The organism is Marinomonas aquimarina (assembly GCF_900089755.1).
GTDB lineage: Bacteria > Pseudomonadota > Gammaproteobacteria > Pseudomonadales > Marinomonadaceae > Marinomonas > Marinomonas aquimarina.
Map to the genome: position 1 here is coordinate 71,958 of NZ_FLOC01000006.1, position 26,249 is coordinate 98,206.

Genomic DNA, 26,249 nt, shown 5'->3' on the forward strand with positions numbered 1-26,249 from the left:
GCCTCAAATTGAATACTGTTGAATAAAGAAATTAACGTGTGGCTCGAGCGTGAGCGCTTTCGGGCGTATGCCTTGAATCAAAGGCTTCACCTGTGCCCATGACTGGCCGGATTCCAAAAGCAAAATGGCTGCCATCAAGCCTGTACGACCTGAGCCGCCACGGCAGTGAATCACAATGGTTTGTTGTGTGGATAAACGTTCAAGGAGTTCATCTTTCACTGGCAAAAAGGCATCGAAGAAAGGTTGCTCCGGCGCTTGGAAATCTTCGATAGGCAACTGATACCAAGCCATGCCTTGGGCGGTAATTTGTTGACCTAAAGTTGGCACCCCAAGTTCATCCAGCTCATGATCGGACAATAGGCTGATCACAGCATCCGCCTGTTGTGCTTTAAGCGTCGCAACCGAGTCTGCTAGGGACACCTCTTGTGTTCCAGGGCATGGGGTAAAGATAAAGCTTGCGCCATTGTCCAAGGCAAGCACGTCAAAAGGGTGTGTCATATTCTGCTCCATAAAGGGCTCAAATCCCCATTAAACCGCTTTAAACCAGTGACGTGTGCGGTTCGCAAACCACACCAAACTTAACATCACCGGCACTTCTACCAATACTCCAACGACAGTTGCCAGCGCCGCGCCAGAGTGCAAACCAAATAATGAAATGGCGACCGCCACCGCCAGTTCAAAGAAATTAGAGGTGCCAATCATGCAGGCAGGGGCGGCAATGTTATGGCTTAAGCGCAACCTGTGCGCAAAGTAGTAGGCCACTGCGAAAATGGCATAGCTTTGAATCAGCAGCGGGATGGCAATCAGTACAATCGCCTGCGGATTGGAGGAAATGGTTTCCGCCTGGAAGCCAAACAGCAGCACCACGGTGCTGAGTAAGCCGATCACCGACCAAGGTTTTAGCTTAGCTAATAAGTCATGTAAGCGTTGCTCATCACTGCCACGGCTAAGGGCTTGGCGTGTTAACGCACCGGCGATCAGAGGAATGACCACATACAACACCACCGACAAGGTGAGTGTGTCCCAAGGCACGCTGATGTCGGTGACCCCCAGCAAGAACCCTGCAATCGGCGCAAAGGCAAAGATCATAATTAGGTCGTTGACGGAGACCTGTACCAGGGTGTAGTTAGGATCGCCCTTGGTTAATTGGCTCCAGACAAACACCATCGCGGTACAAGGCGCCACCCCCAGCAGGATCATGCCGGCGATGTATTCGCTGGCGGTTTGTGGGTCGACCCAGTCGGCAAAAATACCTTTAAAAAACAGCCAGCCGAGTAACGCCATGGTGAAGGGTTTGACCAGCCAGTTGATGCACAGTGTCAGAATCAAGCCTTTCGGCTTATCGCCAATATGCTTAATGGCGCCGAAGTCCACCTGCACCATCATCGGGTAAATCATTAGCCAAATCAGCACCGCGATCACTAGATTGACGTGGGCGTATTCTAGACTGGCAATGACAGCGAACGCGTGAGGATCCACATGCCCCAAGACAATGCCAGCAATGATGGCTAAAGCCACCCAAACAGTTAAATAACGCTCAAAAATGCCCATTCTATGCGTCCTTGATCAGTTACAGCAGGTGTTAGCGCGCTCTGGTCGATCGCCCATCATTTCGAGGCGCGCCATATCCGCGGCAATGGTGTCCAAGTTTTCAGAGGCGGTGATTTGTAGCACTAACTTTGCCCAATCAGGTAAAGCGTCACTGATGCTGTAGAACACCCATTGGCCTTGGCGGCGGTCGGTCAGCAGGCCGCAGCCGCGCAGTTGGGCAAGGTGACGGGAAACCTTTGGCTGACTTTCGTCGATGGCTTCCGTCAATTCACAGACGCACAGCTCGCCTTCCAGCTGAATCAGCAACATGCAGCGTAGGCGCGTGTCATCGGCGAGGCATTTGTAAAATTGGATCGGACTGATGTCCATTTCTGGGGTTGTCGGCATGACGAGATTTTAACCATATCTGTTTATTCATATATATGAATAAGAGGATATATGGAAAAACGAATATTTAAAAGTGCCAGATAAGAAATATTTATCTGGCTTCTGTAAGACCTGTGCCAAGGCTATGACAGCCAGGCTTTGACTTGATCCGTATGCGGGATGGAGCCCGAGTGCTTTAATTCCTCATCAATGACGACGGCAGGGGTGCTCATGACGCCGTATTGTAGAAACGTCTGCGCATCGGTTTCTTTGCTGACGCTCACCTCAACGCCTTGTTCGGCGGCAATGCGCTCGATCAGCTCTGCAGTTTTCTGACATTTAGTACAACCACTTCCTAACACTTTGACTTGTTTCATAGGGCACCTCATAAGAAGGATGAAAATCCATTAAAGAGCCATCCCACCAAGGTGAAAGACAGCAACAACATAACAAAGACAGTCGCCAGCAAACGCCACTGCATCACTTGTTTAAGTAAGATAAATTCTGGGAAGCTGGCCGCCACCGTGCTCATACAAAAAGCCAGCGTGGTGCCGATCGGTAAGCCGTTTTGAATCAGGCTTTCCATCACTGGGATCACCCCAGTGGCATTGGAATAGAGTGGAATGCCGAGCACCACGGCCGCAGGCACGGTCCACCATTGACCATCACCTAGATATTGTTCGATCCAGCCATCCGGTACAAAACCATGCAGCGCTGCCCCTAGGCCGACGCCGATAATGACCCATTTCCAAACACGACTGAAAATGTCCAAGGTCTCGTCTTTGGCAAAGCGATGGCGCTCCGCCATAGACAGTGTTTCGGTGTCTTGTTGTTCTGGCAACTGAGCGTTTTGGCCTGCGGCGAGTGCTTTTTGGGCAAAGGACTGCAACCAACGTTCGGCCTTGATGGCATCAAGGAAAGCACCGCCAAGAATCCCCACGGTCATGCCAACGACGATATACAGCAGGGTGAATTTCCAGCCCAACAGGCTCATCAAAAGCAGTACGGCCACCTCGTTAATCAAGGGCGAGGTGAGTAGGAAAGACATGGTAATGCCCACCGGAATACCCGCCGAGGTAAAGCCAAGGAACACCGGAATGCTAGAGCAGGAACAGAACGGCGTAATGGCCCCGAAACCAGAGCCCAGTACATAGCCTGCGGCGCGGTTTTTGCCCGCCAGATAGTTACGCACTCGCTCCACATTAAGAGACGCACGCAGTAGCGCGATGAGGTAGATCATCACCAGCAGCAGTACATAAATCTTGCTCACGTCTTCGATAAAGAAATGAACCGCATCGCCCACTTTGCTGGCTGGCGACAAGGACATCACCTCGTATGCCAACCAATCAGCAAAGCGTGTAAAGACTTCAAACATGACCTATTCCTTGTATGGCGCAATATTTGCGAAATCTAATGTTTCGCTTTTAGCCTAGCGGAAAAGTCTCTATAAGGGATTGTTATTTGTCAGGTTAACAGTGAGTAAAGTCATAAATCAGCTGGCGCACCCAGCGACGCAGTGGATCGGAGTGAGTGCGCTCGTGCCACACCTGATGTAAGCGTACGCTAGCGATCTCAACCGGTACGGGATAGGCGCGCAGTGTAGGGTTATTGCGCACTGCGCTTTGTGCGACGCTCTCAAAGCAAGTGGTGATGATCTCTGGATTTTCTTGAATGATATGGATCGGCGCTAAATGGCTGGAAATGCCGGCCACCACATTACGCTTTTTGCCCATGCGTTCCAGCTCACGATCCACTTCACCAATCAAGTCGCCGGAGACCGAGACCACCAAATGCTCGCATTGTAGATAGGCCTCCAAATCGAGGGCGTCGCCTTTGATGTAGGGGTTGTCTGCTGACGCGAGCACCATGTAGCTACGCTCGCCAACAAACTGCTGGCGCATGGTGTCCGGTAGATCTTTGTAAAAGCCAGCAATGGCGAGGTCACATTGACCATTTTCTAATTCTGCTCGAGGCAGCTCGCCGCGGGTATTACGAATCACAAAGCGCACATTCGGGGCTTGCTCGCGCATGACCTTCAAAAGGTACGATAACGAGCACATTTCGAAGTAATCATGGGTATAAATCACGATTTTATCGTCACGTTTGCGAAAGTCTGGCTCCACTTGAGTCGCGTAAAAGGCTTCCAAATTCGGCATCAAATCGCCAATTTGTTGTGCCAATTCGTGGGCTTTAGGGGTTGGCGTTAAGCCGCGCGGCGCTTTGATAAACAAGGGGTCACCCCATTCATCGCGTAGCTTGTTGAGCTTATGACTTAACGCCGGTTGGCTGATGGATAACAGCTGGGCGGCACGCGAGGCATTGCGCTCTTGGTAAAGCACATGAAACAGCAGTAACAGATTTAAATCGCGACGAAAGATATTCATAACAGAACCTTGTAAACGCACAACACGGGCCAGTGCCCGTGTTGTGTCTCTAAGTTCTCAATTTAAGAGAGTAGAGTAAGTGTAGCTTGCCTAGGCCTTAATAACGACCAATCCAGTGTGCGTACGGTGCTGGCAAAACCCAGGACGCGTCATCTAGCTCTAGTGCTTTCGCCAATTGGTAGGTGTAGCGTGGGTTAGCGAGGTAGGCACGGCCAATCAGGACTTGGTCCATTTGGCCCTCTAGGATGGCGCGTTCCGCGTCCTGTGGCTGATCAAAGCCCCAGGCTGAGGCGATCGGTAGACCAGATTCGCGGCGTACTTTCTCAGCCGTTTGCGCCAGCATAGATGGCCCCCAAGGGATGTCCACGTTGGGTGTAGAGAAACCAAAGCTGACGCTGAGGAAGTCCAACCCATGTGCTTTGAATTGTTGGGCGAGCCAAATCGACTCCGCCAAGGTTTCTTCATCGCGGCCATCGTATTCGATCACGCCAAAACGCGCGGTCAGTGGCAGCTCCTCTGGCCATACCTCACGCACGGCTTTTAATGTGTCGAGTAGGAATTTAGCGCGACCTTCTTTGCTACCGCCGTATTCGTCAGTACGCTGGTTGGCGTCACGGTTGAAGAAAGATTGAGCCAAGTAACCGTGAGCAAAGTGCAATTCTAGCCACTCAAAGCCTGCGTCTAGGGCGCGCTGTGCCGCCGCGACAAAATCCTGCTGCACACGGTCAATGTCTGACTGTGTCATGGCTTTAGGTGTTTTGGGTAGATTGGCACCAAATGCAATCGCTGACGGTGCGATGGTGTCCCAACCGCGTGGGTCGTCTTCTGTTAGGTGATCATCACCCTCCCAAGGGCGGTTAGCGCTGGCTTTACGACCTGCGTGAGCGATTTGAATACCGGCTACACTGCCATTGTCTTTGATCAAAGTCGCCACCTTAGCCAGTTCAGCGGCTTGTTCATCGTTCCAAAGGCCGAGATCGTTGGGCGAGATACGCCCTTCTGGGGAGGCGGCTGTGGCTTCGACCACCACTAGACCAGCTCCGCCACGGGCCAGCTCAGCGTAGTGTTGCTTATGCCAATTGTTCGCCACACCGTCTTCAGCGGCACTGTACTGGCACATGGGCGGAATGCCGATGCGGTTTTTTAGGGTAATGCTTTTCAAGGTAAAGGGCGTAAACAGCTGAGCCATTGGGTCTGCTCCTAGTAAGTAATCGTATGGCTGGCGAAGTAAAAGAAGTCGGCCAGCGAGAAGGTAAGGCTTATAATAGGGATTCTTGGTTATTCATAAATTTACATTTTTAAATAACAGCTATTCGTTTTTTCGATGTCTTGTGGAGATAGAAGGTAGGCGCGATGAAAACATGGATTATTTTGTTGGTGGCGATCGTTTCGGAAGTGATTGCCACGTCTGCACTCAAGGCCAGTGACGGCTTTACCAAGCTGGGACCCAGTGTGCTGGTGGTGGTTGGCTATGCGTTGGCATTTTACTTTCTGTCGCTGACCTTGAAAGTGATGTCAGTCGGCATTGCTTACGCCATTTGGGCTGGGCTTGGGATCGTGTTAACGGCCATCATCGGCTGGTTCTTGTTCGAGCAAAAGCTCGATTTGGCGGCGCTGCTGGGCATGGGGCTGATCTTATTGGGAGTAATTGTGATTAATCTGTTCTCCAACGCAAGTGGGCATTAATTCGTCGCAAACAGGATAGTGAAATAGCTTACCTAGGCGTAATTTGCGCTAAGTCAATTTGGCATATTAGAGGTACTCTATGTTTAGCTTATTAAGCAAATACCAATGCGCAAAAGATTTATTTCTTCCCATTGCTGCATTCATCTTATTGCTGCTATTTAGCGCAATCTTCATTCACTTTTGTCCAGAAAGTGGTTGGTCTACCATCGTTGCCTTATTGCCGTTGATCCCTGCGATCTGGGCAGTGCGTACGACTGTCCGTTTAGTCACGCTGTTAGAAACAGCGCAACAAGTGAAATTGTTGGTGAACTTCGCAACAAGCTTCGTTGTGGTTGGCCTGCTGACGTTCGCTTACGGCTTCCTAACTTGCTTCGCAGATTACCCAAGCCTACCGCTGATTATGGTAGCGCCACTAATGGTGGTGGTGTGGATCGCGACCAGCTATGTTATGTGCCGTCGTTGCAAGTAAATCGTTAGACGTTTTTTCTGGCGCCTAGCGCCGCGTTTTTTCTGCCGAATTGCGCCTCCCGGATACCTGGACAACCTGTGATTGCCTTGCGCAAGTTTCGGGTTGTCCTACCGGAATACTTATAGCAAAGTAGGGTCTTTTAGGATGTCTAAAATGGCCAGCTTGCTTAGCCTGTTTGTCTTGGCTGCCTTATGGGGTAGCTCATTCCTGTTTATGCGCATTGCCGCCAATCCTATGGGACCGGCGTTGATGATTGAAGCCCGCATCCTGTTAGCTGCCATCACGCTGTTGCTGATTGCCTTACTGTTGCGTAAGCGTTTAGCATTTCTGTCCCATCCTAAACACTACCTGATTCTGGGCTTGTTCAGTACTGCGTTACCCTTTGTCTTGATTGCCTATGCGGCGCAAACGCTCAATGCCTCCACCTTGTCGATTTTGAATTCCACGGCGCCGATCTGGGGCGCTTTGATCTCGGTGGTGTGGGGTGGCAACCGTTTAACCAAGAAGTTTATGGTGGGCTTAGGACTCGGGGTATTGGGTGTATTTGTCCTAGTTGGCAAAGAGGCAAGTCTGGTGGGCTGGGATGCCGCCATACCAATGTTATGCAGCGTGTCGGCGGCATTTTGCTATGGCATTGCCACTAACTACACGAAAATTGCGCCGAAAGTGTCCTCTTTTAATAATGCCCATGGCAGCATGTGGGGCGCGAGCATCTTGCTGTTACCGCTCGCGATACTGATGCCCGCACGTGAGCCGATGACTCTAGAAGTGGGCTTTGCGGTCATCATGTTAGGGATTTTTTGTACTGGCTTGGCGTATATACTCTATTTCCGTTTGATTGATGAGATTGGTGCCGCGTCCGCTTTGTCAGTGACCTTCTTGGTGCCGGTGTTTGGTATTCTATGGGGCCATCTGTTTTTAGGGGAACCTGTGGGCTGGAATACGTTCATAGGAACACTGCTGGTGCTTGCGGGCACTTCCTGGGTGACGGGCTTCTCGGTCACTCAACTGCTTAAAAACGCTCGCGCTTCCTAGCGAGCGACTGAAAAAGGAACATGACGTGTCATTTGAAGATAAATTAATGAAAGCCCATGCGGAGCTGCAAGCTCAGGGTGTTTGGCTGTCTAACTACAAACCACCCATGTTTAGTTTGCTGCGTATGCTGGGCATCAAGGTACCACCACCGTACTATCTAGGCTTCCATTTGAACGCCATCATTGCCTTTTGGTACTTCGCCATCATCATTTTCTTGGTGATGTACTTCGGCTTACTTGGTAATCAAGACACCCTGCAAACGGCGATGGATAAAGCGGCAGTATGGGGTGTTGTCTACGGGGTGGGCATGGCGGCCTTCTATGCGATACGTCGTCGTAAGCTGCAACTGAGTGACTGGGCGTCACTGTAATTTCATTGTTTTATAAGGGTTATTTATGTCTAGTAAAGTCTACTGTGTCGCACAATTTTTACCGAAAGAAGGTCAAGAACAGGCCCTATTTGAAGTGCTCCAAAGTCTTGAGCCGAACACGCTGCGTGAAGACGGTTGTATTCAATACCGCGTCACGCGTCATATCACCAGCCCATTTGCTGAAGGCAAAAGCTTTCCGATTGCCTTCCATGAGCAATGGGCCGATATGGCGGCGTTTGAAGCGCACTGTCAGCGTAAAGAAATCGCGGACTTTTTTGCCAAGTACTGCCAGGCAGAAGACGGTCTAGCGGCGGATTGGAACGTGTGTATCTACACGGATGAGCCGATCGACTTTGATGCGCCAGTATTCGCTAAGTAAAAAATAACCCGAATACCACGGCGCGTGATATTCGGGTGCAATGCGCCGACTCGGTTATGGTTTCCTCATACGTGCAATTCGAACGTATGAAAGGGCAGGAGCCTCGACACAGAAACCAATCCCCGGAGCGCTGGGAGTAGCAGTTAATTAAGGCGTGGCCAGCAGATAACGAAGTTCACTTGTTTCACGTATCTGATGGGCAACTCATTAATTAACTTGAAATGTTATACTATAACATTTTGTATGAATTTCAACCCGTCTGATTAAAAAAGTCGCGATAAAAATAAACCCCAGCACAAGGGCGGGGGTTTAGGGTAGGGATGCAGGCATTGACTGAGTTTAAGCGCTGAGACGAATCACCCGGTCGCAGCGTTTCTCAATCAGATCTGGGTCATGGCTGACCAGCATCACCGCGCAGCCATTTTGCTTGGCCACATCCACGAGTAGCTGGCTCACTTCCCGTTGCGTGATGGGGTCTAGACGCGAAGTTGGCTCATCGGCAAACAGAAAGACCGGATTGAGTAACAAGGCGCGTAACATACAGAAACGTTGCAGTTCACCACCTGAGACACCTTCCGAATTTCGCTCGAGCAGGTCTTCAGCGAGCCCCAGCTGCTGCATAAGAGGGGCGATGCGTGAGCGATCAATCTTATGCAATGCCACCATATCATTGAGCAAGGTGCGCAAGGAGACCGCTGGACTCACTGCTGCAGTCGGGTCTTGATAAAGTTTTTGCCATTGATGTCGTGGTGCCTTGCTATGACGTTTGACCTGTCCCCCCATGGCGTTATGCACACCTAAAAGGGTATCGCCAAGGGTGCTTTTACCGCAGCCACTGTCGCCCACCACTCCGACCACTTCCCCTTGGTGTAGGGTAAAGTTGAGGTGTTTGGAGAGAGCTGTGTCACCTCTTCCAATGGTCAAGTCTTGCGCGGAAATCAGCGCTTCACCATGGCGAGTATCCCCCTCCGCTTCGTTCCAGTTTTTTGGATCGGCTTCGATGAGTGCTTGGGTAAACGGATGTTTTGGTGCGGTCAGAATGTCGTTGGCCTGACCTTGCTCGACCAATTCACCAGATTTAATCACCATCATACGTCCACCAATCTGACGCGCCACTGCCACATCGTGGGTGATGGTAATCAGTGCGCCTTGTTCTGACTGACTTAGCAGTTGTTGTACGACTTGGTCACGGCGTGAGACGTCCAAGCCTTTGGTGGGCTCGTCGGCTAACAGTACTTGTGCTCCACCGGCCATGGCGCAAGCAATAGCCACACGCTGTGCCATGCCGCCCGACAGCTGATCGACGCGTTTATGACCGCTGTCCTGCAAGCCTTGTAAGGCAAGGGTGTAAGCGGCTTGTTGTCGAGCTTCTGCAGGTGACTCACCCGCCACCATACGGTAGGTTTGCTCCAACTGCTGCTTGGCCCCCATCAAGGGGTCCAGAGAGTTCCAAGGCTCCTGCGGCAGCATGCTGATTTGTGTGCCCCAAAATGCTTGGCGTTCAGCATTATCAACCATACGGCCAAACAGAGACACTTGGCCTTGGCTATGCAGACTGCGAGGTAAGTTGCCCATAATGGCCTGTGCGAGCAGGCTTTTGCCTGAGCCCGTTTGACCTAAGATGGTTAAACGCTCGCCTTTCTCAACCGTTAGGCTGATCGGTGCCAGCAGTTCAATCATGCCCGCGTAGATCGACAAATTCTCGATATGAATCAAACTCATAGTGACTTACCTCGGCCCATTAATTGACACGCTAGCACCACCAGCGCCAGCGCGATAAGTGGCTGAGCCAACAGCCAAGGGGCGTCACTGTAGTACGAAAAATGCTCGACAATCATCAAACCAAGCTCCGCCAGCGGTGGCTGGATACCGACATAAACAAAGCCTAATGAGGCCATCATCAGAATCGCATTGGCGGCACCAAATGCGGCAATGGTAAACAATTGTGGGGCGATGGCTGGCCAGTAGTGACGGCGGAAAATATACCATTCACCAAAGCCCATTAACTGAGACGACTGCACCGCTGGCGACTGGGTCAAACGCTGAGTAATAGCGCGGCTGATGCGGAAATACTCGATCCATTGGATCAAGGAAATGGCCACATACAGCATCCAGAATGAGCCCGGTACAATGGCGGCAAAGATCAGCACCAAGACCAGGCCTGGTAGCGCCAAGATCATGGTCACAACGCCGTCCATAAGGCGGTCAAACCAAGGTGCTCGCGTCGCCGCCAGTACCCCTGCGGTGACGCCAATCAGTGCTGAGGTCAATACACACAGAGCCGCCATCATCAGCGACAGCTGTAAGGCTTCTGCCAAACGCAGCCACATATTGCGACCGAAATGGTCTGTGCCCATCCAGTAGTCGGCATTCGGCGCGGTTAATATTTGGCTTAAGTTTTGGGTTGTGGCATCACCAGACTGAAGTAACGGTGCGCCCAGGGCGTAAGCCAGCAGCAGGGCTAATATCAGCAGCCCTGATTTTTGAGTAAAGGATAAACGAAGCATTAGGCGATGCGTCCTCCACGTGGATCAAGGTAATGGCAGGCGATGTCCACCAAAGTATTTAACACAACGAACATCATGCCCATCATCAATGCTGCGCCTTGAATCACCGGAATGTCGCGGGCGAAGATAGCGTGTGCCAAGCCATGACCGATGCCCGGCCAAGAAAACAGCGATTCGATCATCACCACGCCTTCAATGACGGTGATTAACTGGATGCCTAAGAAAGCAACCACGGGCACGGCAATGTTGCGGATGCCGTGGTGTTGGAAGGCTTGCCAAGGGGATAAACCTTTGAGGCGGGCAAACTCATAAAACGACGAGCCGAACACACGTTGGGCTTCCGTATGAATCACACGGTTAGAGATCGCCGCCAGGCTTAATGCCAAGGTTAAGGCGGGTAGCACCAAGTGGGCCGGCGTGCCAAAGCCGGCCACCGGAAGCAGGTTCCACTCCAAGGCAAACAGGATCACGGCTAACAAACCAATGACAAACACTGGCACCGCACGCATGGCCGTGGAGACCGTGAGCAAGGTACGATCCAGCCAGCCGCCCCAATAAGCGCTGGCTAGGCCTAGGGGGATGGCGATCAACAGAGCAATCAACATACCTGCACCCGCCAGCAACAAAGAGTGCCCCAGCATATGCCAAAGGGATTCAGACACAGGTGTCCCACTGACCAGCGAATTACCAAGGTTCCAGCTCAAAAGGTCGGTAAACCACTGCCAGTAAGCCGCTAAGGCCCCTTGATCGAGGCCTAACTCTTGACGAACCAGTTCCGCGGCACGGTTGTCCACGGCATCCATACCATAGCGACTGGCGGCAATGCGGTAGGCCATGTCGCCCGGCAAAGAACGCATCAAAATGAAGGTCAGTGTGCCGACGCCCCATGACACAGCGATGAGCTGTAGTAGGCGTTTTAACAACAGTTGTCGCATTATTTCACCCAAGTTAATTCGTTGAGGAAGAAACTGCGCTCGTAGGGGTCAAAGCGGAAGCCTTGGAGGCGCTTACTGACCGCCGTTTGTTGTACGTAGTAGGCCACTGGGATCAGCGGTTTTTCATCGTAGATGGCTTGGGCAATGCGCTGCGCCTTTTGTCTGTAAACACTCGGGTCGGTCTCGCTTAACAGTTCTGTCAGCGTGGTTTTTACATAACTGTTTGACCAGTTCATAGTGCCCCAGTCGCCGCCTTTTTCTTGGCCGATATCTTTGATTAGGGTACCCAATGGGTCGGCGATGACGCCGTAGTTGCGGGCAATCAAAGCGGTATCAAGCGAATCATCCGCATGCCCGGCAGGGATGGCGCTGGAGTTGGTGATGTTGACGTTAAGCTTGACGCCAATTTGCTTCCACTGGTCTTGGATCGCGGTCGCCACTGTGGTCAGCTCGGGGCGATCGGCGTAGGTGATCATCTCGATCTCAAAACGTTGGCCGTCTTGTTCTAACCAGCCTTCGCTGTTTTTCTGCCAACCTAGGCTTGCCATCAGTTTGTTAGCTTTGGCAAGGTTCTGGGAACTGTCGCTGTCGGCTACGTACCAATCGCTCATGTACGGCGGTAGGATTTGTGCCGAAGCGGCTTCTGGAGAGCGTAACACCGCCATGGCAATGCCTTGACGGTTTAGTGCGTAACTCAAGGCTTGGCGTGCCTCGACGCTGTCGAGGAAGGCTTGGCTAGCGTTTACTTTGACCACTAGGGTACGCGGTAGGTCAGAGCGTACGACTTCTAGATTTGGTAAGCGCTTAAGCGTTGGTACCGCCGCAGGATCTAAGCCAAAAACGATGTCTGCTTGGCCGCTGCGTGCTTGTAACACACGAGCTTCCGCGCGGTGGCCGGTCAGGTAGCGGGCATACTCAACATGCGCTTTTTGGCCCCAATATTGGTCGAACTTTTCTACTACCGCACGGTGCGGAACCGCTAACTCATAAACGCTGAATGGACCGGTACCAATCAATTGCTGCGCTAGACCGTCTTCAGCATAAGCTTCTGGGGCAAGAATGGCGCTGGCGTAGTTCGCTAAGACGGCCCCTAGTGGTTGGTAAGCTGTGTTCAGTTCAATATCGATCTGATGATCATTAATGACATGAATATCTTTCACTGGGACGCCTTGCCATGCCCCTGGTTTCTGCAGGGCAATTTTTAGCGCCGCGACCACGTTTGCTGGTGTCATAGGCTTGTCGTTATGAAAAACAACTCCGTCGCGTAGTGACAACCTCCAGCGCGTGCCTTGCTCTAGGATTTGCCAGTCTGTGGCAAGGCCTGGAATCAAGTTACCTTGCGTGTCTACATTGAGCAGTGTTTCGATCACCTGTAAACGTGTGAAAACGTAGCCACTGCGGGACGGATCAATGCTTGAGAACTCAAATGGCGCATTGATTTTGACAGTGTTTTGCTCGGTTGGAGCTGCGCTTGAAAGTGTGCTTGAGCAGGCGAGAACGGTGAGGGCGCCCAATGCGGTCGCTTTGATCAATTTCATGTCTTGTAGACCCTTAGTTTTAATAACATATATGCGCATATGTTATGGTATAACGTTTCTTTTGAGAATGAATTTCATGTCGATTAAACGTGAAAGATTTTCATCTTGGTTCGGGGTTATTAGTAGCTTTTATTACTAAAAACGACTTATTTATGAATCAGAGGCACGTTGGCCTGAAATAGCTGAAATTTTGGGTGGAGAGATGGTGAACTAGTGTGTACAATTTTCGGTCGAAATTCTGATTTACGTCAAAACTGATTATTTAGTGATCATTTTTGTTCTGTCGCAGGTCAATTACGTAGGTATCCGAGTGTGGATGTGAAGCAAACGAACAACATGATGGGCAACTTTGGCGAGCTACGCCAGCCTCTTCAGTCTCTGAAGTGGGCGGCTCGTCTGAACGCGTTTGTTTTGGCTGTGGTTGCGGTGAACTTAATCATCTTCCCGCTAGGTGGCGCTTACGATCCGAGCGACTTTTTCCAAACGGTCTTTAAAGACCTCCCGCTTATCTCCCTGTATGCCTTCTTTGGCATTATCAGCCTCTTTGTGTTTGTCTACTGGCTTCTTATGCCAAGTGGGCAATTTGTGTTGCCGGAGAGAAATCGCCGCAACATAAAACCACCCCGTCAGGTGGTTATTCGACAAGTTCATTACCGTACGGTATCGGCTTGTCGTGCACCCCCAGTTTCTGCTTAAAGAGTTTTGTTGAGCGTTAAATTCATTCCTTGGAATGAACTTAGTGTTCATGTGCTCTTTGGGCACGCGCAAAACTCCCCCGCGGAAAAGTTACCGGCCTGAGCCGGTCTGAAATCCTGTCATCGTTTCGATGTCAGCCTACGTCAATCTAGGGTTAGAGGATGAATCTCTTGTTAACTCGTAACTTAAGTAAAGTCGCTTTGGCAGCACTAGTAGCTCTACTAGCTGGTTGTCAGGGTGGTGTGCTTGACCCGAAAGGACAAATCGGTGTGATGGAGAAGGAGCTGATTATTACAGCTACGATCCTGATGCTGATTGTTGTGGTTCCGGTGATTCTCATGACACTTTACTTCGCGTGGAAATATCGCGAAGGTCGTGGCGAAGCATATGAGCCAAAGTGGTCACACTCCACAAAAATTGAAGCCGTTGTATGGATTATTCCAATTATCATTATCGCGATTCTTGGTGTAATTACTTACAAATCAACGCATGCGCTGAGTCCATACAAGCCTATCGAATCTGAAGAAGAGGCGATCACTGTCGAGGTGGTTTCTCTTAACTGGAAATGGTTGTTCATTTACCCAGATCTTGGTATCGCGACGGTAAATGAGTTGGCATTCCCTGCGAATGTTCCTGTGAACTTCCGCATCACATCAGCAGGCACAATGAACTCATTCTTCATCCCTCAATTAGGTAGTCAAATCTACTCAATGGCGGGCATGGAAACGAAACTTCACTTGATTGCTGATGAGCCAGGCACATTTGATGGCATCTCTGCAAACTACTCAGGTCATGGCTTTACAGGCATGAAGTTCGAAGCGATCGCGACACCAACTCGTGAAGACTTCCAAGAGTGGGTTGACGGTGTGAAAGCAAGTGGCGAAGCGCTTACTACTGAGCGTTATGAAGCACTTGTTGAGCCAACTGAATACCACCCAGTTGAGTACTTCGGAACCGTTAAAGAAGGTCTGTTCTTTGACATCATCTGGGAATACATGGGCGACATGGGCCGTATCGAGTTCTACGGTAAGCCAGAATACGGTGCTGAGCTACCTGAAGGCGTAATTCTGCCTAAGCGTGAGCGCACAAGCACTACCCATGAGTCTGAGGAGGCATCTCACTAATGAATCTTCTAGGTAAATTGTCTTGGGACGCGATCCCATATGACCCAATTGTCCTAGGCACCCTAGCAGTTGTTGCTGTCGGCGGCGCGGCGTTGTTCGTGTTCATGACACTAGCAAAGAAATGGGGCTGGCTATGGCGTGAATGGTTGACATCTGTTGACCACAAACGCTTGGGTATCATGTACATTATCTTAGCATTCGTAATGCTTATCCGTGGTTTCGCGGATGCGATTATGATGCGTACACAGCTCGCTGTGGCAACCAATGGCTCGGAAGGTTACCTCCCTCCGGAACACTACGACCAGATCTTTACGGCACACGGTGTCATCATGATCATCTTTATGGCGATGCCATTTATGATCGGTTTGATGAACATCATCCTGCCATTGCAGATCGGTGCACGCGACGTTGCCTTCCCGTTCCTAAACAACCTTTCTTTCTGGTTGGCAGTATCGGGCGCATTGCTAGTTAACATCTCTCTAGGTCTAGGTGAATTCGCTATGACTGGTTGGGTAGCTTACCCACCGTTGTCAGGTCTTGAATTCAGCCCAGGAGTAGGGGTTGATTACTACATTTGGGCACTGCAGATATCGGGTATCGGTACAACACTAACAGGTGTTAACTTCTTGGTTACTGTACTTAAGATGCGTGCACCTGGCATGAAGTTGATGGATATGCCTATCTTTACTTGGACTTGTACTTGGGCCAACGTATTGATCGTAGCATCTTTCCCAATCCTGACTGCTGCACTTGCAATGCTAACGCTTGACCGTTACTTGGACTTCCACTTCTTCACTAACGACGCTGGCGGGAACTCGATGATGTACATCAACTTGTTCTGGGCTTGGGGTCACCCGGAAGTATACATCCTTGTACTACCTGCGTTCGGCATCTTCTCTGAGATCGTTTCGACGTTCACAGGCAAGCGTCTATTCGGTTACAAGTCAATGGTTTACGCTTCTGGCGCAATATCCATCCTTGGCTTCATCGTATGGTTGCACCACTTCTTTACCATGGGTGCGAGCGCGAACGTTAACGCCTTCTTCGGTATCATGACGATGATCATCGCGATTCCGACAGGTGTAAAACTGTTCAACTGGTTGTTCACTATGTACAAAGGCCGTGTACGTCTAGAAGTTCCAATGCTTTGGACTCTTGGCTTCATGGTGATCTTCACGATCGGTGGTATGACAGGTGTACTACTTGCTGTACCGGGTGCTAACTACGTACTACACAACTCATTGTTCCTAATCGCTCACTTCCATAACACGATTATCGGTGGTGCAGTATTCGGTTACCTAGCGGGCTTCGCTTTCTGGTTCCCGAAAGCAATGGGCTTCCACCTAGATCCAAAATACGGAAAGATCTCTTTCTGGTGTTGGACAATCGGTTTCTTACTAGCGTTTATGCCACTTTACGTTCTAGGTTTCCTAGGTATGACTCGTCGTCTAAACCAAACGGACAACCCAGACTGGAACATTTGGCTATACATCGCTGCTGTAGGTGCATTCGTTATCGCAATTGGTATCGCGGCTCAGTTCATTCAATTGTTCCTTGGCTTCAAAAACAAAGACAAGAACTTGGACAAAACTGGCGATCCATGGAACGGTCACACTCTTGAATGGTCTTTGGCGTCTCCTCCACAGTTCTACAACTTCGCAAAATTGCCACAAGTTGAAGACATCGATGCCTTCACTGACATGAAAGAGAAAGGTACTGCGTACCAGCGTCATGAAAGCTACGCGCCGATCCACATGCCAAGCAACACCAATGCAGGTCCAATCATGGGTCTTCTTGCTACGGCTATGGGCTTCGCCCTAGTCTGGCACATCTGGTGGTTGGCTGGTGCAAGCTTCATCGGTCTGATCGTTGCCTTCATCTGCCGTGCTTACGCTAGTAACACTGATTACTACGTTCAGCCTGATGAAGTAGCACGTATCGAAAACGAACACCTAGATAACGTGGCTAAGGGGTAATCATGGGTACTCATGCAGCAGCGCATCACGATGCGCACCACGAAGAACACCACGATACTGGACGTATGACTACGTTAGGTTTCTGGATCTACCTGATGACGGACTGCATCCTGTTTGCATCCTTCTTCGCAACCTACGCAGTGTTGTTTATGAACACTGCAGGTGGCGTATCAGGTAAAGACATCTTCGACCTAAACTTGATTGCAGGCGGCACCGCTGCCCTATTGCTTAGCTCGATCACATTCGGCTTCGCAATGATTTCTGCGTACAAAAACAACAAAGGCGGCACGCTGCTTTGGTTGTTTGTGACGTTCTTGTTCGGCTTGGCCTTCATCGGCATCGAGCTTTACGAGTTCAATCACTTGATCCACGCGGGTAACGGTCCAAGCTCTAGTGCATTCCTAACAGCGTTCTTCTCGCTAGTAGGTCTTCACGGCTTGCACGTAACTGCAGGTCTACTTTGGATTATTGTTCTATTTATCGATATTGCCAAACGTGGTCTGAAAGACCGCACGGTAACTCGCTTAAGCTGCTTAAGCTTGTTCTGGCACTTCCTAGACGTAATCTGGATCTGTGTATTCTCTTTCGTCTACCTAATGGGAGCTATGTAAATGAGTCAACATGATCACGATGCACATTCTCACGGTAGCGTAAGCTCGTACGTAATTGGTTTCGTACTATCCGTTATTCTGACTGTGATTCCATTCTGGGCAGTAATGACTAGTGCATACGACCGTGCCACTTTGTTCGCGATTATCGTGGTAACAGCTGTGGTACAGATCTTTGTACACTTGAAGTACTTCTTGCACCTTAACTTCTCGAAAGAAGGCAAGATCGATACTTTGTCATTTATCTTTACTGCCATCGTTATCGTAATGGTCGTAGCACTATCTGTATGGATTATCTACGAATCTGTTCTGATGATGATGTACTAGGCGAAGAAGCGTATGTTTAAGCGGATCTCATCGTCGCAAAAACCAGAGCAACATAGTGTGTTCGACCGTTACCTGAAGGTAACCAAGCCGGGCATCATTATGGGCAACTTGATCTCCGTGGCGGGAGGATATTTCCTCGCCGCTCGCGGTGACATCGATTGGCTGCTAATGCTGGTGACAATCATTGGATTGTCACTAGTAGTGGCTTCTGGTTGTGCGATCAATAACTGCATCGACCGCGACATTGACGCCAAGATGCAACGTACTCGCAACCGCGTAACAGTTACCGGTGAAATGTCGCTGAAAGCGGCGTTAGCACACGGACTGGTACTAGGCGTGGTCGGGTTTGGTTTACTTGCGTACTTCACGAATGACGTTGCTGTGTTCTTCGCAGCATTTGGCTACTTCGTGTACGTAGGTCTTTACAGCCTGTACTTTAAACGCAATTCGGTTTACGGCACGTTGATCGGTAGTTTGTCAGGTGCAGTCCCACCAGTGGTGGGTTACTGTGCGGTCACCGGTCAGTTCGACGCAGGTGCGGCGATTTTGTTGGTAATGTTTAGTATTTGGCAGATGCCTCATTCTTACGCCATTGCCATCTTCCGCTACAAAGACTACGCAGCGGCAGGTATTCCTGTATTGCCAGTGGCACAGGGCATTCAAAAAGCGAAGCACCACATTGTTTTGTGGATTGCTGTCTTCGCAGTAGCGAGTGCTATGTTGCCACTGACTGGCTACGTGGGTGTGGGCTTTATGGCCGTTGCTGCGTGCACTAGCCTTTGGTGGCTAAGCATGGCGGTAAAAGGCTACCGTGCGGACATTGATGTGAACCGTTGGGCACGCCAAGTGTTCTTCTTCTCCATCATCACCGTCACGGCCCTCAGTATTACCATGTCGTTAGACTTTCGTGCGGTAGCCCCTGACTACCTAGTCATGCTGTCACACTAAGTCTCCTTCGTTAGAAGAATCGAAAACGCCCCACAGGGAAACCTGCGGGGCGTTTTTTTATCCATAACTTTTGCTGGCGCCAAGCATCTGTGCCCTCTTATATGATTGAAAAATGAAAAATGGATACAAGTGATTGATAAATACCTGTTATGACTCTCTAATTGTGTGGCGCACTAGTGTTATTTAAGCTGGCAAGGTGTTTGCTAGAGTTTTATAGATGAATATCTTGAGCAGAAGGTAGTACAGCATGAAACATTACTTAGAACGAGATTATGCCGGATACGGTCGCGCTAACTTGCCAAAAGTAGAATGGCCCAATAAAGCCCGTATCGCGCTGCAATTTGTACTGAACTTCGAAGAAGGTGGCGAGAACTGTGTGCTGCACGGCGATGAGCATGCAGAAACTTTCCTATCGGAAATCTTCGGTGCACAGCCATTTAAAGACCGTCATATGAGTATGGAGTCGTTATACGAGTACGGCTCCCGTAACGGTGTTTGGCGCATCCTGAACGAATTTGAAAAGCGTGGTCTGCCGTTGTCGATCTTCGCTGTCGCAACGGCGTTACAGCGCAACCCTGAAGTGGCCAAAGCCTTTGTAGAGGGCGGTCATGAGCTGGTGTGTCATGGTCTGAAATGGATTCACTACCAAGACATGTCGATTGAAGAAGAGCGCCAGCATATGCAACAAGCGCTGCAAATCATCCAAGATGAAACCGGAGTGATGCCAATGGGCTGGTACACGGGGCGTGACTCGCCTAACACTCGTAAGCTCGTTGCAGAGCAGCCGCAGCTAAAATACGACTCCGACAACTACGGCGACGATCTACCCTACTGGGTGGAAGTGCCGCATCACGAAGACGACAGCAGAACCAAACCGCATCTGATCATCCCGTATACGCTGGATTGTAACGATATGCGCTTTGCCTCTCCGTATGGCTTTAGCCATGGCGATGAGTTCTTCCAATACCTGAAAGACAGCTTCGATTGCTTATACGCGGAAGGCGAAACGGCACCGAAGATGATGTCGATCGGCATGCACTGTCGCACCCTAGGTAAACCAGCGCGCTTTATGGCACTGAAGAGGTTCCTCGATTATGTGCAGTCTCATGACGATGTATGGATTACGCGCCGTTGTGATATTGCTGAGCATTGGATGGCACATCATCCTGCCCCATAGATTTAATATAAAGATACATTACGGTAACCTCTCTTTACCCGAAATAGCTGGCTTATTGAATAAAGATTAGCCTATTCTAATGAATGGAATCCCGTCTTTCATTAGCTAAGTTGTTGAAATAGGAGGAGTATTGTTGCGCATTGGAGTGAGTTGTATTTTATGCCTCTTCACAATCGCCCATGCTTTTGCTGCACAAGACACGGTGCGCCTGCAATTGAAATGGCAACATGCTTATCAATTTGCAGGCTACTATGCAGCTCAAGAGTTAGGTTTGTATAACCAAGCTGGACTGAATGTTGAGATTGTTCCTGCCTCACCATCTACCAATGTTGTGGAGGAAGTGACCTCAGGTAGAGCCCAATATGGGGTAGGCAACAGCTCGATATTGATCCAAAGGGACAAAGGGTTCCCTCTTACCATTCTAGCGGTTATTTTCCAGCATTCTCCCACCGTCTTTATTGCTAAAAATGATGTCATTACATTCCACAATTGGAGTAAGAAGGGCATCATGTTGGAAGAGTCCTCTGATGAATTATTACTCTACCTAGAACAACAGGGTTTAGACTTAGCCTCACTGAATTTCTTACCACATTCATTTGATCCGATCGATTTGACCACCGATCAAGTGGATATCATGAGTGCATACAGTACCAATGAGCCATTCTTTTTGGCGCAGCTTGGTATTCCCTTTCGCGTCTTTTCACCCCGCACCGAGGGCATTGATTTTCTAGGGGATAACTTATTCACTTCAGAGCAGGAGCTGAGTCATCACTCTGAACGGGTGGAGGCCTTCCGACAAGCAAGCCTGGAGGGGTGGGAATATGCGCTCAAGCACCCTGAGCAAGTGATTAACTGGATCATCTCGCGCTACCGCAGTACTTACTCAAGGGATTTCTTGTTCTTTGAAGCTGAAACCACTTACGATTTGATTCAACCGGACTTGATCGAAGTGGGTTACATAAATGAATCCCGCTGGCACAAAGTGGTGAAGTCTTATCAGGCACTTGGAAAGCTCAGTGCAAACTTTGACCTACAGCAAGCGCTGTACCTTCCTGAACCCAAAACGGACTGGCGACAGGTCTGGTTAGTGACTGGTATTGCTGTTCCTGTGGTCTTGCTGTTGGGTATTATGCTCATGGTCATTGCTCGAACCAATCGTAAATTAGAGTCTGCTCTCAAGGATAGCCGCAAGGCACGGGAGAAGGCGGATCAACAAGCAGACTTAGATTCTTTAACTGAGCTATCGAATAGACGATATTTCCAGCGTCAGCTTGAATTCTTATGTAAACGAGCGGCTCATAAGAAAACTTCTTTTGCCCTGTTTTATGTGGATCTAGACAATTTTAAAGAAATTAATGACCTGCACGGTCACCAGGAAGGAGATAACGTACTCAAGATCGTTGCGCAGAGGATTCAATCCGTACTGCCTGACTACTGTGAGCTAGCTCGTATTGGGGGCGATGAGTTCACCGTTATAGTGAAAACATTGGATCAAGAAGCGCTATTAGACGAGCTTGCACACGCTATTTTAGACGTATTAAGAGAGCCTTTTTATATTGGTAAAAGGCAGTGCAAAATTTCCGCAAGTATCGGTATTACGGTATCACCTAGAGATTCAACCGTACCCTCGAATCTGTTGCAGTTTGCGGATGAGGCGATGTATAGCGCTAAGAATGCGGGAAAGAGCCGCTTGCAGCGTTTTTCGTCTTCCCTCCATCAGGACATATTAGAGCACCAAACATTGTTGCAGGATCTGCGTGTGGCGCTTGATAACAATGAGCTATTTGTTGTGTACCAGCCCATTGTTGAGTTAGCGACTGGACGTATCTGTAAGGTGGAAGCCTTGCTCCGTTGGCAGCATAAAAGCCGTGGTTTGATCGGCCCGGATGTGTTCATTCCTATGGCGGAGGAGTCTGGACTGATCATCGTTTTAGGTGATTTCGTTTTTAAAGAAGCCGTCAAACAATTGGCGCACTGGCGGGCCACGGTGGCGCCGGATTTAACCGTCAGCATTAATACTTCTACTTATCAGTACAATGATTCAGGTAAACATCTAGAACACTGGTACCAGTATATAGAGCAGATGGGTGTACCATTTCATGCCATTATTCTAGAAATTACTGAAAGTATGCTCATGCATCAGCATGAGAACGTAAGTAAACAACTTCTCAGCTTTAGAGATCATGGCATTCATGTCGCCCTAGATGATTTTGGCACGGGCTATTCCTCTCTTGCTTACCTCAATCAATTGGATATCGACTTTATTAAAATTGATAAAAGTTTCGTCCGAGATTTAGGCAAAGGGCGCTCGGCTCAAGAGCTTTGTGAAGTCATTATTAGTATGGCCCATAAGCTTGGTTTACGAGTGATTGCAGAGGGCATAGAAACAGAAGCTCAGCTTGATTTTCTAGCTTCCTTCCATTGCGACTTGGGGCAAGGCTATTTATATGCCAAGCCTTTAACAGTCGATGCGTTACAACCGTTATTGGAAAGTAAGCAATTTGACGGTTATGAGCTCATTGAGCGCTAAGGGGCGGTCAAACAGGAATCACTGAGTGTAGGCTGTTGCTTGGCTCCTTGGTATGAAACAATGATTGGACTTTAATTAGGAGCACACCGCAGTCTATCGATATGGATTTCGTTTATGATCGTTACTGAAGCATCTAGCCAGATCATTGAGTTTACTCGGCTCTACCTCGCCTTGTTTTATACCTTTGTCGCCGCCTTCTACACCGTGCGTATCATTACCTTAAAACGCGCCACAGGCGTCGAACGTGTCTATCACGGCCAAAAGTTCTCTGCCAACTGGTGGCACCATCAGATTTTTGATGTGTTCCGCGTACTGATTTGGCTGACCTGCGTGTTGCGCTTTTTCTTTCCAGCTATGGACGGGTATTTAGGGCTGCTTCCAGGGGCTTCTTCTGGGATAGTTGTGTTGATCGGCGATCTGGTTCTCACCTTTGGTTTTGCCAGTACGATCTTGGTTCATTTCTATATGGGCAAGGTCTGGGCATCCGGTGTCAATCAGCGTGGCCCAAGTAAATTGATTACTTCAGGCTTATACCGCTATTCACGAAATCCTATCTTTATCGCTATTTTGGTGTCCCAAGTAGGCTTTGTCCTTGCCTTGCCATCCGTGTTTTCTGTGGTCTGTTTAGTCGTTGGTGTCACCACGATATTGCGCCAAGTAACGGTCGAAGAGCAGCATCTAGCGCAGGTGTTTCCTGATACGTACCCAGCGTACCGCAACGCCGTCCCCAGATGGGTTTAATTGGTGTTAGGCTTCGCCTTAATCACCAAATAAATCCCACCGAGGATCAATAGCGCAGCAAGCATCAGTCTTAAGCTGATGGGCTCGGCCACAAACAGCACGCCACCCAACGCGGCGATCACTGGCACTAAGAGTTGCAGTACGCCTGCTTGGGTAGCACTAAGGTGTGCGAGGACGCTGTACCAAACCGTATAACCTAAACCAGAGGCAATCGCGCCTGAAAGTACCGCTAATATTAGCCCCTGATAGGATAGCTCTAATTGGCTGAGACTTAACAGTGCCAGCATCATTAACAATGGCAGGGTGCGGGTAAAGTTATAGGCTGTGTCCGCTAAAGGCGATTTGGAAGCACGACCACGTAAGGTATAAATGCCCCAAGCGATACCCGCTAATGACATGAGTAACACGCCGCTAAGGGAGGGCGTGCTAACTTCTGGCCAGACCAAATAGACAAAGCCGGTAAAGGCGATGGTGATGCCCAACCATTCAAGTTTGGCCAAACGCTGGCCTTTGATCAGCGAGGCCAGCACCATGGTGATTTGCACCATACCAAATAAGATCAGCGCACCGGTGCCAGTTTCTAATAGCAAATAGGCGTACGAAAAGCCTAACGCATAAACGAACAGCATCAGGCTGGAAAGCCAGCTGCCCTTGGCAGGAGAAGCGCCTCGAAATCGATAAGCCAAGATCAACATCAGCACCACACTGCCTGATAGCAAACGGATGATGGTAAAGCTCGCCGCATCCAACAGCGGCTCGGCCAACGCCATGCGCGTCAGCACGGAGTTGGCGGCAAAGGCGATCAGGGCGAGCGTGGTGAGGAGGGGGACTTTTAGAATCGATGCATTCTCCATCGCGAGTCCTATTTTTGCTCTATAGAAGGCTGAGCAGGATGTGTGTTGACGCTTTTTAAAACTTCCCAACCGAGTCGGTTATTGTAGTCGGCGACAATCAGTTGACTGCGAAATAGGGCGGGTAGCTCAATGAGGGTGACGAACACTAATAGCGCAACACCCACAGGCCAAAAGACCACCAGCATGAACACGCCCACCAGCATCAGTATTAAATCGAATAAGCCCGCCGCCCATTGTTTTAAATAGAAATTGTGTAGGCCTGCGACGAAGCACCAATTGAGGGTAGCGTAAGTATCGGGGTCTTTGATCTGTGGGTTGTAGGCTTTATAAAAAGCGCTGCGCTGTGGGTCAGATAAGCCGCGTAGGGCTTGGCGCAAGGCTTCTTCTTGCGCTTCGACCTGATCCGACTTTAATGTCCAAGCTTCAAACATAAGGCCGTCCTTATGGCAGAGGGTCGTGAATTTTGTCGACTAAATCGCGCTGGTTGCAGCGCCGAATACGTCGCCAGCCACGCCAGCAGCCTTTGACCGCACCGTATTTGATAATGGCCTGACGCGTGTATTCAGAACAGGTCGGTGTGAAATTACAGTCGACGCGAAACTGCGCTTTACCACCGCCCTGTTGTTGATAGCGTTCAATGCAGCGCAGGCAAAAGCGTTGTAACCCGTTCACAGCGCGACTCGATTATTTTCGGCCTAGGGTAAGAATCACGGTTTCGCGCGTCCAGAATAGCCAAAAGCGTTTCTTTTCAATGACTTGGAATGCTAGCTCCCAGCCGTCCGCAGCCGCTTCGTTAAGTTTGGCCTCTAGACGTTTGATCGGTAAGCCAGATGAGCCCAGTAAAATCGTACCGCAACCGCCTTCGGTTACCAGTTCCACTTTGTATTCCTTGTACATGGCAGAGTCTCCTATTGAGTTTGCAAAAGCTATTTTGGCAGTGTGTAAGCAGATTAGGGCTTTTGCAACCAATGTCTTCGAAAATGCTTACTTTTTAGGGAAAAAGAAACGAGTGATGTGGCTTTTAGAGCGCTGCCACAGGGCCGCGGAGCCGGACTGAATCGTCAGCTGCAATCGATCTAACTCTCTAGGCAGTGCCAAGGTGAGTTGTTACAGTAGTTGCACATGTTTAATAAAGGACACGGTCTTATGAATCATCAATACCACCCACTCGGTTTCACTGGCTCACGATTGGCGCAAGGTTACTGGCGCCTAGCGGAATGGGGTATGAGTGACCAAGAGCTGGTGCGATTCATTGAGCAGAGCATTGAAGCGGGCATCACCACTGTTGACCATGCAGACATCTACGGTGATTACCAGTGTGAAACCTTGTTTGGCAAAGCCTTGGCATTGAAGCCAGAGTTGCGCGATAAACTGCAGATTATCACCAAGTGCGGGATTTTATTGCCCAGCGCGAACCGCCCAGAGATTTCTTCCCAGCGTTACGATCAGAGCACAGGACATATTATTCAAAGTGTCGATCAATCGCTAAAAAACCTTCAGGTGGAAAGCCTCGAAATGCTGTTGCTGCATCGTCCTAGTCCATTGATGGATCCAGACCACATCGCTGAGGCGTTTGAGCATTTGTACACGGTAGGTAAGGTGAAGCACTTTGGTGTGTCGAACTTCTCAGCGCAGCAATTCGACTTATTGCAATCACGCTTGGACATGCCATTACTGGTCAACCAAGTGGAGCTGTCTCCGATTGAGCTAAAACATTTTAAAGACGGTACCTTAGAGCACGCCCAACAGCATGCGGTGACACCGATGGCGTGGTCGCCATTTGCTGGAGGGGATTTGTTTAAACTGGATGGCATCGATCCAACCTTGCACCATGCCATCGCCAACGTTGCGGAAGCCCATCAAGCCAGCTTTGACCAGATCGCGTTAGCATGGTTATTACGTCACCCGTCAGGCATTGTTCCTGTATTAGGGTCTGGCAAAATCGAGCGCGCGCAAGCGGCGCAACAGGCGCTGTCCATTAGCCTGAGCGATGATGAATGGTTTGCCATTTGGGTCGCGTCCCAAGGTCATCCAGTACCCTAATAGAG

Annotated in this window: 30 protein-coding genes; 15 read left to right on the forward strand and 15 right to left on the reverse strand. The window is 49.8% G+C overall.

Features of this window, described 5'->3' with window-relative positions; genetic code table 11:
• Window positions 1–3 precede the first annotated feature (3 nt).
• The 7 genes from MAQ5080_RS06475 to MAQ5080_RS06505 form a co-directional block, all read right to left on the reverse strand.
• Window positions 4–498 (reverse strand): phosphatase domain-containing putative toxin, encoded by a 495-nt coding sequence (locus MAQ5080_RS06475; protein ID WP_197464579.1) that lies wholly within the window; start codon window positions 496–498, stop codon window positions 4–6.
• Window positions 499–528: 30 nt separating this feature from the next.
• A complete protein-coding gene (arsB, locus tag MAQ5080_RS06480) occupies window positions 529–1,551 on the reverse strand; it encodes an ACR3 family arsenite efflux transporter (RefSeq protein ID WP_067207825.1) in 1,023 nt (340 codons plus the stop codon).
• A gap of 15 nt (window positions 1,552–1,566) precedes the next feature.
• Entirely contained in the window at window positions 1,567–1,938 is a 372-nt protein-coding gene (locus MAQ5080_RS06485; protein WP_231870805.1) for a metalloregulator ArsR/SmtB family transcription factor, read from the reverse strand.
• Between the two features lie 122 nt (window positions 1,939–2,060).
• The gene (locus tag MAQ5080_RS06490) at window positions 2,061–2,294 is read right to left on the reverse strand and encodes a thioredoxin family protein (RefSeq protein ID WP_067207822.1); all 234 of its coding nucleotides are present in this window, start codon (window positions 2,292–2,294) and stop codon (window positions 2,061–2,063) included.
• 8 nt (window positions 2,295–2,302) lie between these two features.
• Window positions 2,303–3,292, reverse strand: a complete 990-nt coding sequence (locus tag MAQ5080_RS06495; RefSeq protein WP_067207819.1) for a permease — start codon at window positions 3,290–3,292, stop codon at window positions 2,303–2,305.
• Between the two features lie 94 nt (window positions 3,293–3,386).
• Window positions 3,387–4,301, reverse strand: coding sequence for a LysR family transcriptional regulator (locus tag MAQ5080_RS06500; protein ID WP_067208011.1), 915 nt, complete (start codon window positions 4,299–4,301; stop codon window positions 3,387–3,389).
• 97 nt (window positions 4,302–4,398) lie between these two features.
• On the reverse strand, window positions 4,399–5,490 hold the full coding sequence (locus MAQ5080_RS06505; RefSeq protein ID WP_067207816.1) for an NADH:flavin oxidoreductase/NADH oxidase: 1,092 nt from the start codon (window positions 5,488–5,490) through the stop codon (window positions 4,399–4,401).
• A 164-nt stretch (window positions 5,491–5,654) separates the two neighbouring features.
• Between MAQ5080_RS06505 and MAQ5080_RS06510 the strand changes: the two genes are divergently transcribed.
• The 5 genes from MAQ5080_RS06510 (at window position 5,655) to MAQ5080_RS06530 (ending at window position 8,240) form a co-directional block, all read left to right on the forward strand.
• Window positions 5,655–5,987: a DMT family transporter gene (locus MAQ5080_RS06510; RefSeq protein WP_067207812.1), complete on the forward strand. Its 333-nt coding sequence runs from the start codon at window positions 5,655–5,657 to the stop codon at window positions 5,985–5,987.
• Window positions 5,988–6,066: 79 nt separating this feature from the next.
• Complete coding sequence (locus MAQ5080_RS06515; RefSeq protein WP_067207809.1) at window positions 6,067–6,456, forward strand: hypothetical protein; 390 nt, start codon at window positions 6,067–6,069, stop codon at window positions 6,454–6,456.
• 153 nt (window positions 6,457–6,609) lie between these two features.
• On the forward strand, window positions 6,610–7,491 hold the full coding sequence (locus MAQ5080_RS06520; RefSeq protein WP_067207806.1) for a DMT family transporter: 882 nt from the start codon (window positions 6,610–6,612) through the stop codon (window positions 7,489–7,491).
• Between the two features lie 25 nt (window positions 7,492–7,516).
• Window positions 7,517–7,861, forward strand: a complete 345-nt coding sequence (locus MAQ5080_RS06525; protein WP_082861046.1) for a DUF6404 family protein — start codon at window positions 7,517–7,519, stop codon at window positions 7,859–7,861.
• Between the two features lie 25 nt (window positions 7,862–7,886).
• Entirely contained in the window at window positions 7,887–8,240 is a 354-nt protein-coding gene (locus MAQ5080_RS06530) for a putative quinol monooxygenase (protein ID WP_067207803.1), read from the forward strand.
• Window positions 8,241–8,579: 339 nt separating this feature from the next.
• Here the strand turns inward: MAQ5080_RS06530 and MAQ5080_RS06535 are convergent, their stop codons facing one another.
• Genes MAQ5080_RS06535 through MAQ5080_RS06550 form a run of 4 tightly spaced genes read right to left on the reverse strand, consistent with a single transcriptional unit; the run spans window position 8,580 to window position 13,220 of the window.
• On the reverse strand, window positions 8,580–9,962 hold the full coding sequence (locus tag MAQ5080_RS06535; protein WP_067207800.1) for an ABC transporter ATP-binding protein: 1,383 nt from the start codon (window positions 9,960–9,962) through the stop codon (window positions 8,580–8,582).
• Entirely contained in the window at window positions 9,959–10,747 is a 789-nt protein-coding gene (locus MAQ5080_RS06540; RefSeq protein WP_067207797.1) for an ABC transporter permease, read from the reverse strand. Before MAQ5080_RS06540 ends, MAQ5080_RS06535 begins: the two co-directional genes overlap by 4 nt.
• Window positions 10,747–11,682 (reverse strand): ABC transporter permease, encoded by a 936-nt coding sequence (locus tag MAQ5080_RS06545; protein ID WP_067207794.1) that lies wholly within the window; start codon window positions 11,680–11,682, stop codon window positions 10,747–10,749. Before MAQ5080_RS06545 ends, MAQ5080_RS06540 begins: the two co-directional genes overlap by 1 nt.
• Entirely contained in the window at window positions 11,682–13,220 is a 1,539-nt protein-coding gene (locus MAQ5080_RS06550) for an ABC transporter substrate-binding protein (RefSeq protein ID WP_067207791.1), read from the reverse strand. The genes MAQ5080_RS06545 and MAQ5080_RS06550 overlap by 1 nt, the downstream gene beginning before the upstream one ends.
• 318 nt (window positions 13,221–13,538) lie before the next feature.
• On the opposite strand from MAQ5080_RS06550, the gene MAQ5080_RS06555 reads away from it, so the two are divergent.
• The 9 genes from MAQ5080_RS06555 to MAQ5080_RS06595 all read left to right on the forward strand — a co-directional run bounded on the left by MAQ5080_RS06555 (window position 13,539) and on the right by MAQ5080_RS06595 (window position 23,347).
• The gene (locus MAQ5080_RS06555) at window positions 13,539–13,916 is read left to right on the forward strand and encodes a hypothetical protein (RefSeq protein ID WP_156496536.1); all 378 of its coding nucleotides are present in this window, start codon (window positions 13,539–13,541) and stop codon (window positions 13,914–13,916) included.
• Between the two features lie 161 nt (window positions 13,917–14,077).
• The gene (cyoA, locus tag MAQ5080_RS06560; RefSeq protein ID WP_067207785.1) at window positions 14,078–15,040 is read left to right on the forward strand and encodes a ubiquinol oxidase subunit II; all 963 of its coding nucleotides are present in this window, start codon (window positions 14,078–14,080) and stop codon (window positions 15,038–15,040) included.
• Window positions 15,040–17,016 (forward strand): cytochrome o ubiquinol oxidase subunit I, encoded by a 1,977-nt coding sequence (cyoB, locus tag MAQ5080_RS06565; RefSeq protein WP_067207783.1) that lies wholly within the window; start codon window positions 15,040–15,042, stop codon window positions 17,014–17,016. The genes cyoA and cyoB overlap by 1 nt, the downstream gene beginning before the upstream one ends.
• A 2-nt stretch (window positions 17,017–17,018) precedes the next feature.
• Complete coding sequence (cyoC, locus tag MAQ5080_RS06570; RefSeq protein WP_067207780.1) at window positions 17,019–17,627, forward strand: cytochrome o ubiquinol oxidase subunit III; 609 nt, start codon at window positions 17,019–17,021, stop codon at window positions 17,625–17,627.
• A complete protein-coding gene (cyoD, locus tag MAQ5080_RS06575) occupies window positions 17,628–17,951 on the forward strand; it encodes a cytochrome o ubiquinol oxidase subunit IV (RefSeq protein ID WP_067207777.1) in 324 nt (107 codons plus the stop codon).
• Window positions 17,952–17,963: 12 nt separating this feature from the next.
• Entirely contained in the window at window positions 17,964–18,899 is a 936-nt protein-coding gene (cyoE, locus tag MAQ5080_RS06580) for a heme o synthase (protein WP_197464578.1), read from the forward strand.
• Between the two features lie 247 nt (window positions 18,900–19,146).
• Window positions 19,147–20,076, forward strand: coding sequence for an allantoinase PuuE (puuE, locus tag MAQ5080_RS06585; RefSeq protein WP_067207774.1), 930 nt, complete (start codon window positions 19,147–19,149; stop codon window positions 20,074–20,076).
• A 133-nt stretch (window positions 20,077–20,209) separates the two neighbouring features.
• Complete coding sequence (locus MAQ5080_RS06590) at window positions 20,210–22,606, forward strand: EAL domain-containing protein (RefSeq protein WP_156496535.1); 2,397 nt, start codon at window positions 20,210–20,212, stop codon at window positions 22,604–22,606.
• A 114-nt stretch (window positions 22,607–22,720) separates the two neighbouring features.
• Window positions 22,721–23,347: a methyltransferase family protein gene (locus MAQ5080_RS06595; RefSeq protein ID WP_067207767.1), complete on the forward strand. Its 627-nt coding sequence runs from the start codon at window positions 22,721–22,723 to the stop codon at window positions 23,345–23,347.
• Here MAQ5080_RS06595 and MAQ5080_RS06600 read toward each other — a convergent pair.
• From MAQ5080_RS06600 to MAQ5080_RS06615, 4 genes are read right to left on the reverse strand one after another with little or no spacing between them, the layout of a single operon-like run.
• Window positions 23,344–24,201 (reverse strand): DMT family transporter, encoded by an 858-nt coding sequence (locus tag MAQ5080_RS06600; protein ID WP_067207764.1) that lies wholly within the window; start codon window positions 24,199–24,201, stop codon window positions 23,344–23,346. The genes MAQ5080_RS06595 and MAQ5080_RS06600 overlap by 4 nt on opposite strands.
• A gap of 8 nt (window positions 24,202–24,209) precedes the next feature.
• Entirely contained in the window at window positions 24,210–24,632 is a 423-nt protein-coding gene (locus MAQ5080_RS06605; protein ID WP_067207761.1) for a TM2 domain-containing protein, read from the reverse strand.
• A 10-nt stretch (window positions 24,633–24,642) separates the two neighbouring features.
• A complete protein-coding gene (gene yidD, locus MAQ5080_RS06610) occupies window positions 24,643–24,873 on the reverse strand; it encodes a membrane protein insertion efficiency factor YidD (RefSeq protein ID WP_067207759.1) in 231 nt (76 codons plus the stop codon).
• Window positions 24,874–24,885: 12 nt separating this feature from the next.
• Entirely contained in the window at window positions 24,886–25,098 is a 213-nt protein-coding gene (locus MAQ5080_RS06615; RefSeq protein WP_067207756.1) for a DUF4177 domain-containing protein, read from the reverse strand.
• 249 nt (window positions 25,099–25,347) lie between these two features.
• Here MAQ5080_RS06615 and MAQ5080_RS06620 point away from each other — a divergent pair, with 249 nt between their 5' ends.
• The gene (locus MAQ5080_RS06620) at window positions 25,348–26,244 is read left to right on the forward strand and encodes an aldo/keto reductase (protein WP_067207753.1); all 897 of its coding nucleotides are present in this window, start codon (window positions 25,348–25,350) and stop codon (window positions 26,242–26,244) included.
• Window positions 26,245–26,249: the final 5 nt, after the last annotated feature.

Bases quoted from the DNA above. Each gene is read 5' to 3' on its own strand.
- MAQ5080_RS06475 (WP_197464579.1), bottom strand. From the start codon at position 498: ATGACACACCCTTTTGACGTGCTTGCCTTGGACAATGGCGCAAGCTTT.
- arsB (WP_067207825.1), bottom strand. From the start codon at position 1,551: ATGGGCATTTTTGAGCGTTATTTAACTGTTTGGGTGGCTTTAGCCATC.
- MAQ5080_RS06485 (WP_231870805.1), bottom strand. From the start codon at position 1,938: ATGCCGACAACCCCAGAAATGGACATCAGTCCGATCCAATTTTACAAA.
- MAQ5080_RS06490 (WP_067207822.1), bottom strand. From the start codon at position 2,294: ATGAAACAAGTCAAAGTGTTAGGAAGTGGTTGTACTAAATGTCAGAAA.
- MAQ5080_RS06495 (WP_067207819.1), bottom strand. From the start codon at position 3,292: ATGTTTGAAGTCTTTACACGCTTTGCTGATTGGTTGGCATACGAGGTG.
- MAQ5080_RS06500 (WP_067208011.1), bottom strand. From the start codon at position 4,301: ATGAATATCTTTCGTCGCGATTTAAATCTGTTACTGCTGTTTCATGTG.
- MAQ5080_RS06505 (WP_067207816.1), bottom strand. From the start codon at position 5,490: ATGGCTCAGCTGTTTACGCCCTTTACCTTGAAAAGCATTACCCTAAAA.
- MAQ5080_RS06510 (WP_067207812.1), top strand. From the start codon at position 5,655: ATGAAAACATGGATTATTTTGTTGGTGGCGATCGTTTCGGAAGTGATT.
- MAQ5080_RS06515 (WP_067207809.1), top strand. From the start codon at position 6,067: ATGTTTAGCTTATTAAGCAAATACCAATGCGCAAAAGATTTATTTCTT.
- MAQ5080_RS06520 (WP_067207806.1), top strand. From the start codon at position 6,610: ATGGCCAGCTTGCTTAGCCTGTTTGTCTTGGCTGCCTTATGGGGTAGC.
- MAQ5080_RS06530 (WP_067207803.1), top strand. From the start codon at position 7,887: ATGTCTAGTAAAGTCTACTGTGTCGCACAATTTTTACCGAAAGAAGGT.
- MAQ5080_RS06535 (WP_067207800.1), bottom strand. From the start codon at position 9,962: ATGAGTTTGATTCATATCGAGAATTTGTCGATCTACGCGGGCATGATT.
- MAQ5080_RS06540 (WP_067207797.1), bottom strand. From the start codon at position 10,747: ATGCTTCGTTTATCCTTTACTCAAAAATCAGGGCTGCTGATATTAGCC.
- MAQ5080_RS06545 (WP_067207794.1), bottom strand. From the start codon at position 11,682: ATGCGACAACTGTTGTTAAAACGCCTACTACAGCTCATCGCTGTGTCA.
- MAQ5080_RS06550 (WP_067207791.1), bottom strand. From the start codon at position 13,220: ATGAAATTGATCAAAGCGACCGCATTGGGCGCCCTCACCGTTCTCGCC.
- cyoA (WP_067207785.1), top strand. From the start codon at position 14,078: ATGAATCTCTTGTTAACTCGTAACTTAAGTAAAGTCGCTTTGGCAGCA.
- cyoB (WP_067207783.1), top strand. From the start codon at position 15,040: ATGAATCTTCTAGGTAAATTGTCTTGGGACGCGATCCCATATGACCCA.
- cyoC (WP_067207780.1), top strand. From the start codon at position 17,019: ATGGGTACTCATGCAGCAGCGCATCACGATGCGCACCACGAAGAACAC.
- cyoD (WP_067207777.1), top strand. From the start codon at position 17,628: ATGAGTCAACATGATCACGATGCACATTCTCACGGTAGCGTAAGCTCG.
- cyoE (WP_197464578.1), top strand. From the start codon at position 17,964: ATGTTTAAGCGGATCTCATCGTCGCAAAAACCAGAGCAACATAGTGTG.
- puuE (WP_067207774.1), top strand. From the start codon at position 19,147: ATGAAACATTACTTAGAACGAGATTATGCCGGATACGGTCGCGCTAAC.
- MAQ5080_RS06595 (WP_067207767.1), top strand. From the start codon at position 22,721: ATGATCGTTACTGAAGCATCTAGCCAGATCATTGAGTTTACTCGGCTC.
- MAQ5080_RS06600 (WP_067207764.1), bottom strand. From the start codon at position 24,201: ATGGAGAATGCATCGATTCTAAAAGTCCCCCTCCTCACCACGCTCGCC.
- MAQ5080_RS06605 (WP_067207761.1), bottom strand. From the start codon at position 24,632: ATGTTTGAAGCTTGGACATTAAAGTCGGATCAGGTCGAAGCGCAAGAA.
- MAQ5080_RS06615 (WP_067207756.1), bottom strand. From the start codon at position 25,098: ATGTACAAGGAATACAAAGTGGAACTGGTAACCGAAGGCGGTTGCGGT.
- MAQ5080_RS06620 (WP_067207753.1), top strand. From the start codon at position 25,348: ATGAATCATCAATACCACCCACTCGGTTTCACTGGCTCACGATTGGCG.